General features: G+C 31.7%; 17 protein-coding genes and 1 tRNA gene. 7 read left to right on the forward strand and 11 right to left on the reverse strand.

Translation table 11 applies throughout. The annotated features are described in order from the left end of the window. Nucleotides 1-25: 25 nt before the first annotated feature. Nucleotides 26-1,030: an SPFH domain-containing protein gene (locus ACEN2K_RS01175; RefSeq protein ID WP_441757478.1), complete on the forward strand. Its 1,005-nt coding sequence runs from the start codon at nucleotides 26-28 to the stop codon at nucleotides 1,028-1,030. Nucleotides 1,031-1,049: 19 nt separating this feature from the next. On the opposite strand, the gene ACEN2K_RS01180 is transcribed toward ACEN2K_RS01175, so the two are convergent. The 4 genes from ACEN2K_RS01180 to ACEN2K_RS01195 all read right to left on the reverse strand — a co-directional run bounded on the left by ACEN2K_RS01180 (nucleotide 1,050) and on the right by ACEN2K_RS01195 (nucleotide 4,421). Further along, nucleotides 1,050-1,304 carry a DUF6327 family protein gene (locus tag ACEN2K_RS01180; protein ID WP_441757479.1) on the reverse strand — a complete coding sequence of 85 codons (255 nt, stop codon included), beginning with the start codon at nucleotides 1,302-1,304 and terminating at the stop codon, nucleotides 1,050-1,052. A 3-nt stretch (nucleotides 1,305-1,307) separates the two neighbouring features. After that, entirely contained in the window at nucleotides 1,308-1,658 is a 351-nt protein-coding gene (locus ACEN2K_RS01185; RefSeq protein ID WP_441757480.1) for a phage holin family protein, read from the reverse strand. Nucleotides 1,659-1,684: 26 nt separating this feature from the next. Beyond that, nucleotides 1,685-2,017: a YtxH domain-containing protein gene (locus tag ACEN2K_RS01190; RefSeq protein ID WP_441757481.1), complete on the reverse strand. Its 333-nt coding sequence runs from the start codon at nucleotides 2,015-2,017 to the stop codon at nucleotides 1,685-1,687. A 301-nt stretch (nucleotides 2,018-2,318) separates the two neighbouring features. Then, complete coding sequence (locus ACEN2K_RS01195) at nucleotides 2,319-4,421, reverse strand: glutamine--tRNA ligase/YqeY domain fusion protein (RefSeq protein ID WP_441757482.1); 2,103 nt, start codon at nucleotides 4,419-4,421, stop codon at nucleotides 2,319-2,321. Nucleotides 4,422-4,520: 99 nt separating this feature from the next. Here ACEN2K_RS01195 and folB point away from each other — a divergent pair, with 99 nt between their 5' ends. Together folB and ACEN2K_RS01205 are read left to right on the forward strand one after the other, a co-directional pair. Continuing rightward, complete coding sequence (folB, locus tag ACEN2K_RS01200) at nucleotides 4,521-4,880, forward strand: dihydroneopterin aldolase (RefSeq protein WP_441757483.1); 360 nt, start codon at nucleotides 4,521-4,523, stop codon at nucleotides 4,878-4,880. 126 nt (nucleotides 4,881-5,006) lie between these two features. Beyond that, nucleotides 5,007-5,077: transfer RNA gene (locus ACEN2K_RS01205), tRNA-Cys, on the forward strand. Between the two features lie 678 nt (nucleotides 5,078-5,755). Here ACEN2K_RS01205 and ACEN2K_RS01210 read toward each other — a convergent pair. From ACEN2K_RS01210 to rnr, 3 genes are read right to left on the reverse strand one after another with little or no spacing between them, the layout of a single operon-like run. After that, nucleotides 5,756-6,439 carry a LysE family translocator gene (locus tag ACEN2K_RS01210; protein WP_441757484.1) on the reverse strand — a complete coding sequence of 228 codons (684 nt, stop codon included), beginning with the start codon at nucleotides 6,437-6,439 and terminating at the stop codon, nucleotides 5,756-5,758. Nucleotides 6,440-6,477: 38 nt separating this feature from the next. Next, the gene (locus tag ACEN2K_RS01215) at nucleotides 6,478-7,146 is read right to left on the reverse strand and encodes a head GIN domain-containing protein (protein ID WP_441757485.1); all 669 of its coding nucleotides are present in this window, start codon (nucleotides 7,144-7,146) and stop codon (nucleotides 6,478-6,480) included. 14 nt (nucleotides 7,147-7,160) lie between these two features. Beyond that, entirely contained in the window at nucleotides 7,161-9,350 is a 2,190-nt protein-coding gene (gene rnr / locus ACEN2K_RS01220; RefSeq protein ID WP_441757486.1) for a ribonuclease R, read from the reverse strand. Between the two features lie 121 nt (nucleotides 9,351-9,471). On the opposite strand from rnr, the gene ACEN2K_RS01225 reads away from it, so the two are divergent. Both ACEN2K_RS01225 and rpiB read left to right on the forward strand, forming a co-directional pair. After that, on the forward strand, nucleotides 9,472-9,711 hold the full coding sequence (locus ACEN2K_RS01225; RefSeq protein ID WP_441757487.1) for a DUF2007 domain-containing protein: 240 nt from the start codon (nucleotides 9,472-9,474) through the stop codon (nucleotides 9,709-9,711). Nucleotides 9,712-10,405: 694 nt separating this feature from the next. Continuing rightward, entirely contained in the window at nucleotides 10,406-10,837 is a 432-nt protein-coding gene (rpiB, locus tag ACEN2K_RS01230; protein WP_441757488.1) for a ribose 5-phosphate isomerase B, read from the forward strand. A 170-nt stretch (nucleotides 10,838-11,007) separates the two neighbouring features. On the opposite strand, the gene ACEN2K_RS01235 is transcribed toward rpiB, so the two are convergent. Beyond that, entirely contained in the window at nucleotides 11,008-11,304 is a 297-nt protein-coding gene (locus tag ACEN2K_RS01235) for a DUF1294 domain-containing protein (protein WP_441757489.1), read from the reverse strand. A 102-nt stretch (nucleotides 11,305-11,406) separates the two neighbouring features. Here ACEN2K_RS01235 and ACEN2K_RS01240 point away from each other — a divergent pair, with 102 nt between their 5' ends. Continuing rightward, entirely contained in the window at nucleotides 11,407-13,530 is a 2,124-nt protein-coding gene (locus ACEN2K_RS01240) for a Tex family protein (protein ID WP_441757490.1), read from the forward strand. Nucleotides 13,531-13,581: 51 nt separating this feature from the next. Here ACEN2K_RS01240 and ACEN2K_RS01245 read toward each other — a convergent pair whose 3' ends face one another. The 3 genes from ACEN2K_RS01245 to tatA all read right to left on the reverse strand — a co-directional run bounded on the left by ACEN2K_RS01245 (nucleotide 13,582) and on the right by tatA (nucleotide 16,050). Next, on the reverse strand, nucleotides 13,582-14,169 hold the full coding sequence (locus ACEN2K_RS01245) for a porin family protein (protein ID WP_441757491.1): 588 nt from the start codon (nucleotides 14,167-14,169) through the stop codon (nucleotides 13,582-13,584). 171 nt (nucleotides 14,170-14,340) lie between these two features. Then, nucleotides 14,341-15,720, reverse strand: coding sequence for an alpha/beta hydrolase family protein (locus tag ACEN2K_RS01250; protein WP_441757492.1), 1,380 nt, complete (start codon nucleotides 15,718-15,720; stop codon nucleotides 14,341-14,343). A 156-nt stretch (nucleotides 15,721-15,876) separates the two neighbouring features. Then, a complete protein-coding gene (gene tatA / locus ACEN2K_RS01255) occupies nucleotides 15,877-16,050 on the reverse strand; it encodes a twin-arginine translocase TatA/TatE family subunit (protein ID WP_441757493.1) in 174 nt (57 codons plus the stop codon). 215 nt (nucleotides 16,051-16,265) lie between these two features. Here tatA and ACEN2K_RS01260 point away from each other — a divergent pair, with 215 nt between their 5' ends. After that, entirely contained in the window at nucleotides 16,266-16,757 is a 492-nt protein-coding gene (locus ACEN2K_RS01260; protein WP_441757494.1) for a peptidase, read from the forward strand. The last annotated feature ends 29 nt before the right edge of the window (nucleotides 16,758-16,786 follow it).

The raw sequence follows: 16,786 nt of genomic DNA on the forward strand, positions 1-16,786 counted from the left end.
ATTTTTAAACTAAATTATAAAAACTATGAACATTGCTTTACTTATTATTCTTGTCTTGGGGTTCTTTATTTTACTCTCCTCCTTTTTTACTGTTAAACAGCAAACTGCAGTTATTGTAGAGCGTTTTGGTAGGTATCTAAGTATTAGACAGTCGGGTTTACATCTTAAAATTCCATTGATTGATCGCATTGCTGGACGTGTCAATTTGAAAATCCAACAACTTGATGTTATCATCGAAACTAAAACAAAAGATAACGTTTTTGTCAAATTGAAAGTGTCAGTTCAATTTATGGTAGTTAAAGAAACAGTGTATGACGCTTTTTACAAATTAGAATACCCACACGATCAAATTACATCTTATGTATTTGATGTAGTACGTGCCGAAGTTCCTAAGTTAAAGCTTGATGATGTATTTGAAAGAAAAGATGACATTGCCATTGCTGTAAAAAGAGAATTAAATGAAGCTATGACAACATATGGATATACCATTATCAATACGCTAGTAACTGATATAGATCCAGATATTCAAGTAAAAAATGCAATGAACAGAATTAATGCTGCAGATAGAGAAAAAACTGTAGCAGAATTTGAAGCAGAAGCATCTAGAATTAGAATTGTAGCTAAGGCCAAAGCAGAAGCTGAAAGCAAACGTTTACAAGGTCAAGGTATTGCTGATCAAAGAAGAGAGATTGCCAGAGGTTTAGTAGAAAGTGTAGATGTCTTAAACAGAGTGGGCATTAATTCTCAAGAAGCCTCTGCCCTTATCGTAGTGACACAGCATTATGACACATTGCAAGCTATTGGTGCAGATACAAACTCTAACTTAATCTTATTACCTAATTCTCCACAAGCGGGAAGTGAAATGCTTAATAACATGGTAGCCTCTTTTAGTGCATCTAACCAGGTGGGAGAAATGATGAAAAAAGGAAATAGAAAGAAAGAGAAAACGAGACCTGATTACAAAGATACCACTCCTGTTATAGAGATGAATGATGCTGATGAGAATGAAGATGAAGATGATGAATCATAATAAAATAAAAAAAAGAGGCTTAACGGCCTCTTTTTTTATTTATAATCCATTTAATTGCTATGGGGATAAGTAAGTTTAATATACTCGCATAAGAGCCTTTAAATCCCTCTTTAAACGAGCCTACAAAGTTGTTTATAATATGATGAGGACTTAAGCTCTTTTTTGTTTGTTTAATACTTAAAATCACCTTTTGATGACTTATTTCCTTTTCTAATTTAAGAATTTCTAGCTCACTGTCTATTTGAGCGTACGATGAATACTTTTTAGTTTGCATGATTTAATCGTTAAAAAATATTTCTGAAAATTTTTCTAAAATAGGACCCTCTACAATTTTATCCTTAATTAAAAATAAAAGTAAAGTAAGTATCAGATACAGCCCTCCTACCGAAAGAAAACCATAAGCATAACTATTAAAAACTGCACTTAGACCAAAAGCCAGTGCAATTGAAAAAAATATTAAAACCATTGTTAAACACAAAACAATAAGCATAAATTTAAGAATTGCAGTAGTGGATTTCATTGCCACTTTAAAACTCCTGAGTTTATAATAAGCTATATTGCTATCAATGTATGACTTTACTTGGTCTTGAATATTTTCAGTGTTTTCTTTTAATTCTTCAAAAGCCATATTTTAATTTTTAATTCAGTGATGATTTATTTCTTTTGAAGTTTAGCATTTTGTTCTTTTAGCTCAGCTAATTTAATTTCTAGAAATGAAATAACATCTTCTGTCTTATGACTCATATTAGAAACTAAATCTTCATAAGTTTCTTCAAGATCTATTTTTGCAGTTGTTAACTTTTGTTTCATCTCTTCAGACAAGTTTTCATACTTATGCTTAAAATCTTTTTTTGCCCCTTTATAACCATCTTTAATTTTTGATCTCGTTTTAGTTCCTTTTTCCGGTGCAAACAAAATTCCAACTCCAGCACCGATTGCTACTCCAGTTACAAGTGCAAGTAAAGTATTTCCATTATGATTTGACATGATTTTTCAATTTAGATTAGTATTATTATAAAGATACAAATTTTATTAACATTTTACAGTTAATAAGCAGTAAAAGTCATTTATAGTAGCATTAAAATCCAAATAAAGACTTTTTTTAAACGATTTCTAACTAAGAGATATTAATTGATGTAAAAAGTAAAAAATGGTTTTAAAAACGATTTATGGGCTTAGTTTTTAATCATTAAAATCTATGTAAAATTTAAAGAACATCAAATTAATCAATAATAAGAAAAGCACCCCTGATGGGATGCTTTTAATTGATAAAATCTATAATTATAAATTATACTTCAAAACTATTAATAAGTGCTAAAACATTTTCGTTTTTCTCTTTTTCCTTCATTTCTAAAATCTGACTTTTGAAATCGGTACTATTATCAACATCATTTATTAAATTTTCAAGAGCTACTATTCGAACACCAGCTAATTGACTTTTCAAAGACATACCATATAATTTTTGTAAAGATTCAGCATCGATATCTTTTGAACTAATTTTATCTGAATTAAGCAAAATTAGATTAGCAAAAAGTAAGGCGTTATTATCATTCTTAATATTCTTTACAATCGTTTGATTGATCAAGCTATAATTGTCAATACTTTTAATATTGCTTATGATACTTTCTAATATGTTTTGTGATGCAACTGCATCTTTTTCCTTAACGTATTTATTGATTTCTTTTTGAGTTGCCATCAATACATTAGCTTCTTTCTTCCCTTTTTCTTCCCAAGCATCTTTCAATCCTACAGTTTTATTAAAGATAATCTTGTCAGATGTGGAGTCTTTATCAACATTGAAGTAACCCAAACGTTGAAACTGAAACTTATCACCTACTGTAGCTGTAGCTAAACTTGGTTCCATAAAACCAGTTACGGTTTCTAAAGAATGCTTGTTCATAAAATCTAAGAAATTTTTCTCTTTATGACTGTCAGGTGCTTCATCTATGAATAAACGATCATACAAACGAACTTCTGCTGGAATAGCGTGTTTTATAGAAACCCAGTGCAAAGTACCTGCTACTTTACGTTGTGAAGCTTCACTCCCACTTCCACTTCGGCTGTCCTCATCGTAACTTACATGAATTTCTGTAATGTTCCCTTCAGCGTCCTTAACAACAGATTCTCCTTTAATAATATAGGCGTTTTTAAGACGTACTTCATTACCTATACTCAAACGGAAAAATTTGGCTGGAGCCACTTCAAGAAAATCTTCTCTTTCTATGTACAATTCTCTAGAAAATGGAAGCTGTCTATAACCTGCTGCTTCATCTTCTTGATTATTTTCTGCTTCCAATGATTCTTCTTTACCTTCAGGATAATTAGTAATTACCACCTTAACTGGATCTAAAACCGCCATTACTCTAGGAGCTGTTTTATTCAAATCTTCGCGTAAACAAAATTCTAATAGAGAATAATCAATTACATTCTCACGTTTAGCAACACCTATAATATCACAAAATTTGCGAATAGAGTTTGCGGTATATCCTCGTCTTCTTAAACCTGAAATAGTAGGCATTCTAGGATCATCCCAACCATTAACAATATTCTCTTGAACTAATTGCAACAACTTACGTTTGCTCATAACCGTATAATTAAGGTTCAAACGAGCAAATTCATATTGATGCGGCCTTACTTTATTTTCATCATATATCTGATCTAAAAACCAGTTATATAACTCCCTGTGCATTACAAATTCTAAGGTACAAATGGAATGCGAAATTTGTTCTATATAGTCACTTTCTCCATGAGCAAAATCATACATTGGATAAATTTTCCAAACAGTTCCTGTACGGTGATGATGACGGTGTAAAATGCGATACATCAAAGGATCACGCATTAACATATTAGTAGATTTCATATCAATTTTAGCACGTAAAACATGACTTCCTTCCGGAAAATCACCGTTTTTCATACCTTCAAACAAGGCTAAATTCTCTGCAACTGAACGGTTTCTATAGGGACCATCCACTCCAGGTTGAGTAGGTGTTCCTTTTTGGGCAGCCATATCTTCAGAAGATTGACTATCCACATAAGCCTTACCATTTTGTATCATTAGAACCGCCCAGTCATACAACTGTTGAAAATAGTCAGACGCATATCGTTCTTCGGCCCATTGGAAACCCAACCATTGCAAATCTTCCTTAATAGCATCTACATATTCTTGTTCTTCTTTAGCAGGATTCGTATCATCAAAACGAAGATTAACAGGTGCATTGTAACGCAATCCTAAACCGAATTGTAAACATATAGATTTAGCATGACCAATGTGCAAATAACCATTAGGTTCAGGTGGAAAACGAAAACGTAAATCATCCTGAGGAAAACCGTTAGTTAAGTTCTCTTCTATGATTTGTTCTATAAAATGGAGTGATTTTTCTTCAGTTGACATTATTTTGTTTTATTTTAGCAAAGGTAAAAAAAAGTTTAAGCTTTAACGTTTAAAGTTAATACACAAAGTGGAAACTTTTACTTCAAAAGAAATAAAAAAATGGGAACAATAAAACTAAAGAACATCCGTACGTATTCCTACCACGGATGTTTAATTGAAGAAGGTAAAATAGGATCAGATTACTCAGTAGATTTAGAAATTAAAACTGATTTGAGAAAATCATGCATTTCAGACGACTTAAATGACACCGTTGATTATGTACTGTTGAACAGAATAGTTGAAGAAGAAATGGCTATTCGCTCCCACTTACTAGAACATGTGGCGCATAGAATTATTACCAGAGTATTTAATGATATCCCAGAAGTATCTAGAATATTATTAGCGGTTTCAAAAATCAACCCTCCTATTGGTGGTGATGTAGAAGCGGTAACTATTGAATTAGAAGAATACAGAAGTTAAAAAGCAGTTAGAAAATTAAAAATAAAGTATTCATACTGTGTAAGATACTATATTTTTTTAAAAAAATAGCGCTTTAGCCTTTTAAACAATAAAGATTTTAAGTACTTTTGCCATCCATTCAATAATGGCGTCGTGGCCGAGTGGCTAGGCTGGGCTCTGCAAAAGCTCCTACTGCGGTTCGAATCCGCACGATGCCTCTAAAACCTTCAAGGAAACTTGGAGGTTTTTTTATGGTTGGATTTTTTAGAAAAATTATATAAATATTAGGTTTGAATCCGCACGATGCCTCTAAAACCTTCAAGAAAATTGGAGGTTTTTTTTATGGTTAAATTTTTTAGAAAAATTAAATAAAGATTAGGTTCGAATTCGACCGATTTATCTACACAGTCAAGGAAACTTGGAGGTTTTTTTATGGTTATTTTTTTAGAAAAATTATATAAAGTTTAGGTTCGAATTCGACCGATTTATCTACACAGTCAAGGAAACTTGAAGGTTTTTTTTATGGTTGAATTTTTTAGAAAAATTATATAAATATTAGGTTCGAATCCGCACGATACCTCTAAAACCTTCAAGGAAAATTGGAGGTTTTTTTTATAATTGAATTTTAGAGAATTGCTTCGCAGAACTTCACAAAAAAGCCACGGAGATTTGTGAAAATATCTAACCATTATCTAATTAATATTCAGTCAGAAATCAAAATAAATGTTAGATAAAATTATACTGAAAAATACAATAGGTAGTTAAATATATCTAGTTGGTATACTTTAATAAACCTAACATTTCTAAATTTCTTTACAGTAAAATCTAAAATCTGTCCAATTTTAAGCATAAAAAAACCGCTCAATTAGAGCGGTTTAAATCAATTTTATAAAAATTTAATGTTGCTTTTCTATTTTCTGAAAAGCATTTTTAACCATTTCTTTCTCTTGTGGAAACCAACCTTGTGTTATTAAAACTAAACCAAAAATCATCAGTACGATACTTATTCCTCTCTTAATTTTAAGAATGTTTGAAGGTGTCATCTTGGATTTTAATTGTTTTGCTAAAAGTATTTTAATGCAATCAATTAGTAAATACGTAATGATTACAGTACTAAAAAAGGTCATCATTCTAGAGTTTTCCATTTCTAATTTAGGCCCTACTGAGATAATTACAGCCATCCAAAAACCTAAAACCCCTATATTAATAACATTCAATAAAAAACCTTTGACAAAAAGACTAATGTAATTTTTCTTGATGATTTCTTTATCGATATCTTTTGTATTTATCTTCTTTTCTTTGCGTAAACTTAAAAAAGAAATTACGCCATACGCAAACATGATAATACCACCAAAAATGAATAAAGCGGGTTTGTCTTGTAAACTTTGGATCAATCGGTAACTCCCTAAATAAGCAATTGCAATAAAGAAAATATCCCCTAAAACAACACCTAAATCAAAAACTAAAGCTGCTCTAAATCCTTTTATAATACTTGTTTCCAGTAAAATAAAAAAGACAGGGCCCACCATGAAGCTTAAGAAAATTCCCCACGGAATACCTGATAAAATATCGTTAATCATTACAAATTGAAATTTATTTAGACTAAAAAGATTGCAATTTAATTTTTTTCTTCAATTTTCCCGCCCAGTAATGTTTCTTTATTTATTTGTTTAGGCTTACCATAGATAAAAATAGTCCCTCCTGCTTTGATTTTGGCATCCACTAAAGTCGTAGCATAGATCTCAGCATTTCCTCCCGCAGAAACGCTTATTGAGGTTTGTGAAGTAACTAAGTCTTTTGATTCTAAAATTCCACCTGTCATTAGCACGACATCTTGATTAATTGCTTTACCTGAAACTGCAATAATTCCACCAGTAACGGCTTTAATATTGACCTTATCAACATCTAAATTTAAATGAATCTCTGCTCCTTCTCTTGCATTCAAATCCATGATTGTAGATTCAAAAGTTTCATCACTAGAAACATAAGCCCCTTCACTGGCTGCTACACCATCTATACTTTTGTAATACAACTTTATGGAAATATCATTCCCAGACAAAAGTTTGGGGAACGGCATTCTTAATTTCAGTTCGCCATTGTTATTGACTGCCTCTACTTCATCTTGTCTGTTTCCAGAAATAACAACCTTGTTCTCAGAAGATTCAATTAATTTTACATTTAATTTATCAAATACTTTAACTGTATTGAAGTCTCCTAAATTTTTAGTTACTTGAGCAAATGTTGTTTGCGTTAACAACACAATGGCTGCTATCAATAATTTTTTCATAATTAGTCTTTTATTTATTTTTCGGTTTCACCTATTCTTCTTAAAAAATTAAAGTCCAATTGTTTTTTAACTAAATCGGCATTTTTAACTTTAACGAAGATTTCGTCACCTAATTGTAATAATTGATCTGAAGTAGCTCCAACTAATGCATATTGTTTTTCATCAAAGGTGTAATAATCGTCTTTTATATCACGAATACGTACCATACCTTCACATTTATTTTCAATAATTTCGACATAAATTCCCCACTCAGTAACACCTGAAATTACACCCAAAAACTCTTGATCCTGATGATCTTGCATGTATTTTACCTGCATGTATTTAATCGAATCTCTTTCGGCATTTGTGGCCAATCCTTCCATCGTAGAGCAATGCAAACATTTGGTTTCATACAATTCTTCATCAGCTGACTTAGCTCCATCTAAATAAAACTGTAGCAAACGGTGTACCATAACATCAGGATAACGACGAATAGGCGAAGTAAAGTGAGAATAATAATCAAATGCTAGTCCGTAATGACCAATATTATCAGTAGAGTATTTGGCTTTACTCATCGAGCGAATAGCCAAAGTATCGATTAAATTTTGTTCTTTTTTTCCATTAACATCCGCCATTAACTGGTTTAAGGCTTTAGAAACATCCCCTTGCTTGAAATCAATTTTATAACCAAATTTTCCTATCAGTGCTTGCATAGCAAACAATTTGTCTTCATTAGGTTCGTCGTGAATTCTATAAATAAAAGTTTTCTTTTGTTTTCCAATGTATTCTGCCACTTTCTTATTGGCTAAAAGCATAAATTCTTCAATCAAATGATTGGCATCTTTAGACACTTTAAAATAAACGCCTTCTGGTTCACCCTCTTCGGATAAATTGAATTTCACTTCAACTTTATCAAATGAAATAGCACCATCATTCATTCTTTTTCTTCTAAAAATCTTTGCTAATTCATCTAATTTAAGCGTTGCTGCGACAATTTCTGGAGAAACTTGATAGGAACTACCCGTAATCGAAATTTCTTCCGGAATGGTATCGTCTTTTGTCTCTATGATGTATTGCGCCTCTTCGTAAGCAAAACGTTGATCTGAATAAATTACTGTTCGACCAAACCATTGGTTAATAACTTCACTTTTTTCAGAGATTTCAAATACAGCTGAGAACGTATATTTTTCTTCTTGTGGACGCAGTGAACAAGCAAAATTAGACAACACCTCTGGTAACATAGGCACTACCCTATCTACTAAATACACCGATGTTGCACGCTGATAGGCCTCATCATCTAAGATTGTTCCTTCTTCTAAATAATAGGAAACATCGGCAATGTGAATACCAATTTCGTAGTTTCCGTTTTCTAATTTTTTAAACGACAACGCATCATCAAAATCTTTAGCATCTTTTGGATCAATGGTAAAAGTTAGCGTATCACGCATGTCTCTACGATTAGCAATTTCAGCTTCAGTAATCGAAGTATCAATTTTTTGCGCATAAGTCTCAACCTCAATTGGGAATTCAGATGGTAAACCATATTCGGCTAAAATAGCATGAATCTCTGTATCGTGTTCTCCTGGTTTTCCTAACACTTTTATCACAGCACCAAAAGGAGAATCGGCTCTTGAAGGCCAATCTTCGATATGCACCAATACTACATCTCCTTGCTCTGCCTCACCTATTTTATCTTTTGGTATAAAAATATCAGTGTACATTTTAGGGTTGGCTGTTGATACAAAAGAGAAATTCTTTTGAATATCAATAACTCCCACAAAATCCGTTTTATTTCGTTCTATTACTTCAATAACCTCACCTTCAGGACGTTTCCCTTTTCTGCGGTTATACACATATACTTTGACAATGTCTTTGTCTAAAGCATGATTTAAATTATTGGTTGGAATAAAAACATCTTCTTCTAAATCAGCACATACAAAGTAAGCTGTTTTACGGCCTGTCATATCAATTTTACCTTCGTAATAATCTTGACTCGCTGCTTTTATCAAATACTTTCCAGGTTCAGACTCAATAATCTTATTTTGTGAAGCTAAAATCTTCAAATCTTTTATAATTTGATTTCTACTCTGGGTATCATCAAGCTCTAACTTAGCTCCTATTTGTTTATAATTGAATGCTTTATTAGCACTTTGCGATAGTATTTTTATAATTTTATCTGAGAAATCTTTCTCTTTTTTTACCGGCTTTCTTAATCTTTTACTCATAAATCTTTTCTTAAAAGTTGAAAATTACAAAATAGTTAACAGTTATAAGAAAATAGCACGGAGTTTTAAAGAAAATATAACTTTAGAGAGATAGTTGTATCTTTATGAAAAGATGAAAAATATGGAAACATTTATAACTATCGCAGTCTTTGACTACATCCATGAAATTGAAATCCTAAAACATCGATTAGATCAAGAGGGATTGCAATACTTTTTTGAGAATGAAATCATGTCTTCATTTGCTCCAATGTATTCAACTGCACTTGGCGGAATCAAACTTAAAATTCATCCAAACGATTTTGCAACCGTTAAAGCAATTCTTCAAGAAATGAAATACGATAACAATTTAAAAATCGTTTAATTTTTTTGAAAGTTGTCAACACATATATAATACAACAAAAAGAAAAATTAAATTTAAATTATTTATTAATGGGTATTATAGCTTGTTAATAGTGACTATAAATTTTTGATAAAAAGGTTTGAAATGAAGTTTTATCCTTTTATCGGGAGTTATTAACAATGTTAAATGGATTTAAAGTACTTATTTTTAAGCGTTATCCTAATTTAATTAACAACGGTTGATAAACTAAAATAGTTTGAAATTGTAAATAAGTATTTTTAAAATTTATGTTGATAAACATATTTTGAGTATTAATAACTTTTCTAAAAATTCAGCAAACTTTATTAGGATTTTAAAAGTCGGTTTTGGATTACATTTTTTTTAGAAATTACCAAAAAATAGTTCTTATTTTCTATCTCAACTTATCAACATTTTATGTTAACTTAAAGTTAACTGAATATCAAGTGTTTAGATTTAGCTATTAACAACGTATATTTTTAACAATTAAATTTCTAATTATTTACTGATAATCAATATTTTATGCATTATTTCAAATTGTTGATAAGTCATAAATACATAGTAATCTGTTAGTTATAAGGTGCTGTAATGGTATGCTGGTACTAACTGAGTATTTTTAACAAATAAAAAAATCCATGCTTTATAAATCCAAAATTGTTTTTGGTAAATTTGCCTCACACAACTTAATACATATATAATGAGAATCTCAATAGGAAACGATCATGCTGGTCCAGATTATAAAAAAGCAATTGTTGAAATGTTAATAGCAAAAGGCTACGAAGTTACAAATTATGGTACTGACTCAACGGCAAGTGTGGATTATCCAGATTTTGCGCATCCTGTAGCTACAGACGTTTCAGAAGGCAAGGCAGATTTTGGAATTGTTATCTGCGGAAGTGGAAACGGAATTGCAATGACTGTTAATAAACATTCTAAAGTTCGTGCCGCTTTATGTTGGATTAAAGAAATAGCAGCGTTAGCACGTCAACATAATGATGCTAATGTGATTAGTATTCCCGCACGTTATACTTCTATTCCTCAAGCGGTAGAAATGGTTGAAACATTTTTAACAACTGATTTTGAAGGAGGAAGACACCAAAATAGAGTAAATAAAATTGCTTGTAGTTAAGCATTGCTTGCTATATAAAAACCGCAGTACCACTTTTTATTACAGTGCGTGTTGCGGTTTTTTTGTTTTTTAGGGAAGGCATTGTTGCTTTTATAAATAACAGATAGTAAAAAAAATGCAATATTAAAATACACTTAAATTGATGATTTATAAATGATTAACTACTTCGATTACTTGAAGTTTATAGTGTAGTATTCTTCAATTATTCCAAAATACTGAAGGATAGCAAGCACCACTATTTGGACAACTACAATTCGATAAAATTTAAAGAGGTAATATCTTTTAGTAATTTTATGTCTAAACAGATACATGGCAATACCAGAACCAATACTGCCACCAATAGCGGCATAGGTCAGCAGCGTATCTTCAGAAATTCTTTTTTTACGTTTTACAGCTAATATTTTGTCATAAGCAGTAATTAAAAACGCAAAAACATTTAGTATGATAAAAACATATAATAAAGACATAATTGCTATTTGATTTAATTTTAAAGCTATTATTTTAGCTAAAAAATAAGGACACAACTTTATTTTTAATAAACAGATTTTAAAAATTATTCCAACATAATAATGACTAATATACAATTTATAGCCAAAACTGTTTCAACGGCAGTGGTAAATATTCAAAAAACGGTTCAACTATTACAAGAAGATTGTACTATACCTTTTATTTCCAGATATCGAAAAGATACCACAGGAAATTTAGATGAGGTTCAGATAGAAAATATAGCAAAACTTCAAAAAGAGTATGAAGTAATTGTGAAACGTAAGGAAGTTATTTTAAAATCAATCATGGAGCAAGGCGCTATGAATGAAACCTTATTTGCTAAAATTGATAAAAGCTTTGATTTGCAAGAACTAGAAGATTTTTATTTGCCTTTTAAAAAGAAGAAAAAAACGAAGGCAGATGTAGCTCGTGAAAATGGCTTAGAACCTTTGGCTAAAATCATCATGGCTCAGAATAATGATGATGTCGATTTTATTGCAACAAAATACTTAAATGATAATGTAATCAATGAAGAGGCCGCTCTGCAAGGTGCTCGGGATATTGTTGCCGAATGGATAAATGAAAACATCTATGTCCGTAAACAATTGCGTCGCTTGTATGAACGCAAAGCTACGATTACCACTAAGGTAGTCAAAACCAAAAAAGACGACGAAGCAGCCCAAAAATTCAATCAATATTTTGATTGGTCAGAGTCATTAACCAAAGCACCATCCCACCGACTGATGGCTATGCTGCGTGCTGAAAAAGAAGGTTTTATTAAGTTTAAAGTCGAAGTAGATCTTGATGAAGCCTATGATATTATTGATGCACTGGTTTTAAAAGGACAAAGTAAAAGCACACCGCAGGTACAATTAGCTATTGAAGATTCGTATAAAAGATTACTAAATCCAGCGATTGCTAATGAAGCTTTGCAGGAAGCTAAAGCTAAAGCCGATGCTAATTCGATTCAAGTTTTTGCTAATAATCTAGGACAACTATTGCTAGCGCCTCCATTAGGAGAAAAGCGAATTTTAGCTATTGATCCGGGTTTTAGAAGTGGTTGTAAAATAGTATGTTTGGATGAAAAAGGAGATTTGTTGTACAACGAAACCATTTATCCACATGCGCCACAAAATGAAACGGCGATGGCGATGAAAAAAATAAAATCAATGGTGAACGCATACAACATTGATGCAATTTCTATAGGAAATGGAACCGCTTCTCGCGAAACCGAATTCTTTATAAAGAAAATTGCTTTTGATAAAACGGTACACGTTTTCATCGTTTCTGAGGCAGGAGCATCAGTATATTCAGCTTCAAAAATTGCTCGGGAAGAATTTCCTAATTATGATGTAACGGTTCGTGGAGCAGTTTCTATTGGAAGAAGACTTTCTGATCCTTTGGCCGAATTAGTAAAAATTGATCCAAAAGCCATTGGTGTAGGCCAATATCAGCATGATGTAGATCAAAGTAAATTAAAAGAAGAACTAGACAATACAGTAATACGTTGCTTGAATTCGGTTGGGATAAATATCAACACCGCTAGTAAACACTTACTAAGTTATGTGAGTGGAATAGGAGAGAAGCTAGCCGAAAATATTGTGACTTACCGCACGGAAAACGGTCCTTTTGATAATAGAAAACAATTAAAAAAAGTGCCGCGCTTAGGTGAAAAAGCCTACCAACAAGGAGTAGCTTTTATTAGAATTTCGAACGCTAAAAATCCATTAGATAACTCGGCCGTACATCCAGAAGCTTACGGAATTGTTGAGAAAATGGCCAAGGATTTAAAATTGACGGTCAATGATTTAATTGCCAATAAAGAGAAAACAGCCTTAATCAAGCCAGAGAACTATATCACTCCCGAAATAGGGTTATTAGGACTGAAAGATATTATCAAAGAATTAGAAAAACCGGGACTGGACCCAAGAAAATCAGCTAAAGTTTTTGAATTTGACCCCAATGTAAAAACGATAAAAGACGTAAAATCAGGTATGATACTGCCTGGAATTGTGAACAACATAACTAATTTTGGCTGTTTTGTAGATATAGGAGTGAAAGAAAGTGGTTTAGTTCATATCTCTCAGCTTAAAGCAGGCTTTGTAAGCGACGTTAATGAAGTGGTGAAGCTACACCAACATGTTCAGGTAAAAGTAACAGAGGTCGATGAGGATAGAAAGCGCATTCAATTGACGATGGTGATTTAATAACATAAAAAAGTCCTGATTTAATCAGGACTTTTTTTTTGATTTTGCTTTTTATAATTCTAAAACAGCGCCCACATTGAATCCACCCCCTGAATTTCTATAATCAAAGTTTCTATCTGCAGAAATATTGGTTAAACCACTAAATAATTGCATATCGATTAAAACACCAAATTTTGGAGTAACTTCTATTTTATAACCAATACCATAGGATAAACCTAATTGAAAAGATTCTAAACCATCTTTAATATCTACTCCCTCCGTAGTTGCACTTGTTAAGAATGAAGGACTAAGTCCAAAGTTTAAATTCCACTTACGGGTACTTCCAAAGTGCCAATTGGCATTCACAGGAATACTTATATAATTTATTTTATCTTCTATAGTACCATTGAACTGGTATTCACCGCCCATTTTATCAAAACTCACTCCTGAACGTAAACTCCAGCGATTGTTAAAATAATAGTCAGTTGTGACACCAAATGCAACACCCGAATTGCTATCAGTATGATTGTTATTATCATATTCAGCGTATGAAGAAATACCAATTTTGGGAGTTATTTCTAAAGTCCCCTTTTCTTTCATCTGAGCATTACTTAATCCAAAAGTAGCCAAAGCTACTAATGACAAAAACCCTTTTTTCATATAAATTACTTTTATGTTTAGAAGGTAAATATAACAAGTAATATCTTTCGGAAATTAATTTATTTTTACTTTTATATCATTAGTAAAAAAATAATAGTTAGTGATCCTATAGAACTGATGAAGTCAATGTATAGGTTAGACTAGTTCAAATTTAATAGAGACTATCTATTATTATTTATTTAAAATCCAGGTACTCATTTTGTCAAGAACTTTTGGCGAAATGGTTTGTTCTATGGTTGCATATTCGGAAACTGCACCAGTTTTTGCGTCTTGAAAAAGATGATTCAAACCGTCAAATTGTTGGATTTCAAAATTTTTATTATTGGCTTTCTTTAGGGAGTTTTCGATTCCTTTTAAGTTTTCAGTAGCGGTGACTTGGACATCATTTGTACCATTAATAGCTAATACTGGAATAGTTATTTTAGACCAATAAGCACCTGGATTGCATTTTAAAAAATAAACAAACCAAGGACTGCTAAGTTGTTGCAACTGACTTTCAACAAAATCGTCTAGCTTATCTTGTGGCACTGCTTGTTCTTTGGGTAATTTTTTTAATTCGGCGATAAGAACGGTCTTCAAATCCATTTTTAGATTTGAGGCAGAATAATTTTTAATGAAAGCGTATACTTTTTGGTTAAACATCGTACTAGATGTAATTTCTTCATTTTTTGCTCCTTGCGATTTTGAAACAGCGGCTGTTTGTAATAATAATAATTGGTCTACCGGAATCCCTGGTGCTGCCATAGCAATAATAAATTTAACATTTTTATTTTTTGCCGCAACCATAGGAGCAATTAAACCGCCTTCACTATGGCCTATAAGTCCTACATTATCAAATCCTTTGTTATTCAAAAAAGTTACCGCGGTATTAATATCTGAAGCAAAATTTTCAGTAGTGTCTTCATGCGATCCTTTTGAAGATTGCCCAACGCCACGATCATCAATACGCAATACCCCGATTCCTTTGTTAGCAAAATCATCCGCAATTACCCAAAATGGTTTGTGCCCAAAAACTTCTTCATCACGGTTTTGAGAACCAGAACCTGTAATCATTATAGCAATGGGAAAAGTAGCCTTATTTTTAGGTGTCGTTAATGTAGCTGCTAAGGTGTTTTTATCCTTTGGGTTTACAAATGACACTTCTTCTACTGTATAAGTAAATGGGGGTTTAGGCTCTTGTGGACGATTTATCACAACGGAGGGAGTAGCCTTTTTAGTTAAAACCATTGGTAACTGAAGGCCTCCTTGTGAAAAAACACCATCAATTTGGTTGTTTTTATAGATCCCTTTAAATTCTAAATTCAAATTAGCAGCTTGGATAAGCAGTTCATTATCTTTGAAAATAGTCGAAGTAACTGCAATGCCTTTGGCACCTTGCGCCGGACTGTCTAAGGTTGAAGTTAAGCCAGTATTGTTATTTACAATATTAAAAATTAAAGGTAAGATAGTACCTTGTACCTTAATTTCCCCTGACCAAGAACCAGTGATATCTTGACAGTAACTACTTTGAACACATATCAAAAAGGCAAACAAAAGCTTAAAATTTTTCATCAGTAATAGCGTTTAATTTTTAATAAAGTTAAACTTAATTTAACTTATGTTTCAAAAAGCAACAACAAAAAAAATCCCAAATACCACTAATTGGGATTTGGGATTACCTTATGAGGCACTATTGGGCAGTGCTTTCATGTTTTGTAGTATAAAGAATTACTCTTTAGTATCTTCTTTTTTATCAGCTGACTGATCGTCTTTAGCGGCATTTTTAAATTCTTTAATTCCGCTTCCTAATCCTTTCATTAATTCTGGAATTTTCTTACCTCCAAAAAGTAATAAAACAACTGCTAAAATAACTAGGATTTCTGTAACACCAAATCTTCCCATGATTGAATAATTTATTGCCTAAGCAAATTTTTAATAAATGTAGCGACAAAGGTAAATAGAATAAGTTTATGTGCGCTCATTTTAAGACATTTATTTATTTCCTCTTAAGTTAAAGATATATTAAAAATAAATATAAAGGTGCTTTATTAGTGAAGTAAGCGCATGAAGTCCTATCATTGACTTTAATTATTATATTTGTAACATAAAGAAAAAATATGGCAGGAAAAAGATTAAAAAGAAAGAAACTTCACAATAAATTATTCATTAAAAACCGCTTGGTTATTTTGAACGAGGATACTTTTGAAGAAATATTTTCTTTTAAATTAAATCTGATGAACGTATTTGTTGTGGCTTCTATTGGTGCTATATTGTTAATTTCAATTACGACTGTAATTATTGCCTTTACGCCACTACGAGAATTTATACCAGGCTATTCTTCTTCTAAATTAAAAAAAGATGCTACTGAACTGGCCTTAAAATCTGATTCATTGACTATAGCATTGAAGAAAAATGAAGCCTATATCAAGTCCATCCAAAAAGTGCTTAATGGTGAATTAGAATATGCAAAATTTAATAAAGACTCTATATTAGCTACTAATGATGAACCTGCTCCACAAGTAAAACTTACGGCTTCAGAGTCAGAAATAGAATTGCGAAATCAAGTAAATAAAGAAGAAAAAAAAGCTACTTCAAAAAAATCTAAATAGGAGTAGAATCTCTTATTTTAAAAGAACCC

It is taken from the genome of Flavobacterium sp. W21_SRS_FM3 (assembly GCF_052113625.1).
Taxonomy (GTDB): Bacteria; Bacteroidota; Bacteroidia; order Flavobacteriales; family Flavobacteriaceae; genus Flavobacterium.

What these genes read in the sequence shown, in the direction of transcription:
- ACEN2K_RS01175 (WP_441757478.1), top strand. Translation starts at nt 26, where the DNA reads ATGAACATTGCTTTACTTATTATTCTTGTCTTGGGGTTCTTTATTTTA.
- ACEN2K_RS01180 (WP_441757479.1), bottom strand. Translation starts at nt 1,304, where the DNA reads ATGCAAACTAAAAAGTATTCATCGTACGCTCAAATAGACAGTGAGCTA.
- ACEN2K_RS01185 (WP_441757480.1), bottom strand. Translation starts at nt 1,658, where the DNA reads ATGGCTTTTGAAGAATTAAAAGAAAACACTGAAAATATTCAAGACCAA.
- ACEN2K_RS01190 (WP_441757481.1), bottom strand. Translation starts at nt 2,017, where the DNA reads ATGTCAAATCATAATGGAAATACTTTACTTGCACTTGTAACTGGAGTA.
- ACEN2K_RS01195 (WP_441757482.1), bottom strand. Translation starts at nt 4,421, where the DNA reads ATGTCAACTGAAGAAAAATCACTCCATTTTATAGAACAAATCATAGAA.
- folB (WP_441757483.1), top strand. Translation starts at nt 4,521, where the DNA reads ATGGGAACAATAAAACTAAAGAACATCCGTACGTATTCCTACCACGGA.
- ACEN2K_RS01210 (WP_441757484.1), bottom strand. Translation starts at nt 6,439, where the DNA reads ATGATTAACGATATTTTATCAGGTATTCCGTGGGGAATTTTCTTAAGC.
- ACEN2K_RS01215 (WP_441757485.1), bottom strand. Translation starts at nt 7,146, where the DNA reads ATGAAAAAATTATTGATAGCAGCCATTGTGTTGTTAACGCAAACAACA.
- rnr (WP_441757486.1), bottom strand. Translation starts at nt 9,350, where the DNA reads ATGAGTAAAAGATTAAGAAAGCCGGTAAAAAAAGAGAAAGATTTCTCA.
- ACEN2K_RS01225 (WP_441757487.1), top strand. Translation starts at nt 9,472, where the DNA reads ATGGAAACATTTATAACTATCGCAGTCTTTGACTACATCCATGAAATT.
- rpiB (WP_441757488.1), top strand. Translation starts at nt 10,406, where the DNA reads ATGAGAATCTCAATAGGAAACGATCATGCTGGTCCAGATTATAAAAAA.
- ACEN2K_RS01235 (WP_441757489.1), bottom strand. Translation starts at nt 11,304, where the DNA reads ATGTCTTTATTATATGTTTTTATCATACTAAATGTTTTTGCGTTTTTA.
- ACEN2K_RS01240 (WP_441757490.1), top strand. Translation starts at nt 11,407, where the DNA reads ATGACTAATATACAATTTATAGCCAAAACTGTTTCAACGGCAGTGGTA.
- ACEN2K_RS01245 (WP_441757491.1), bottom strand. Translation starts at nt 14,169, where the DNA reads ATGAAAAAAGGGTTTTTGTCATTAGTAGCTTTGGCTACTTTTGGATTA.
- ACEN2K_RS01250 (WP_441757492.1), bottom strand. Translation starts at nt 15,720, where the DNA reads ATGAAAAATTTTAAGCTTTTGTTTGCCTTTTTGATATGTGTTCAAAGT.
- tatA (WP_441757493.1), bottom strand. Translation starts at nt 16,050, where the DNA reads ATGGGAAGATTTGGTGTTACAGAAATCCTAGTTATTTTAGCAGTTGTT.
- ACEN2K_RS01260 (WP_441757494.1), top strand. Translation starts at nt 16,266, where the DNA reads ATGGCAGGAAAAAGATTAAAAAGAAAGAAACTTCACAATAAATTATTC.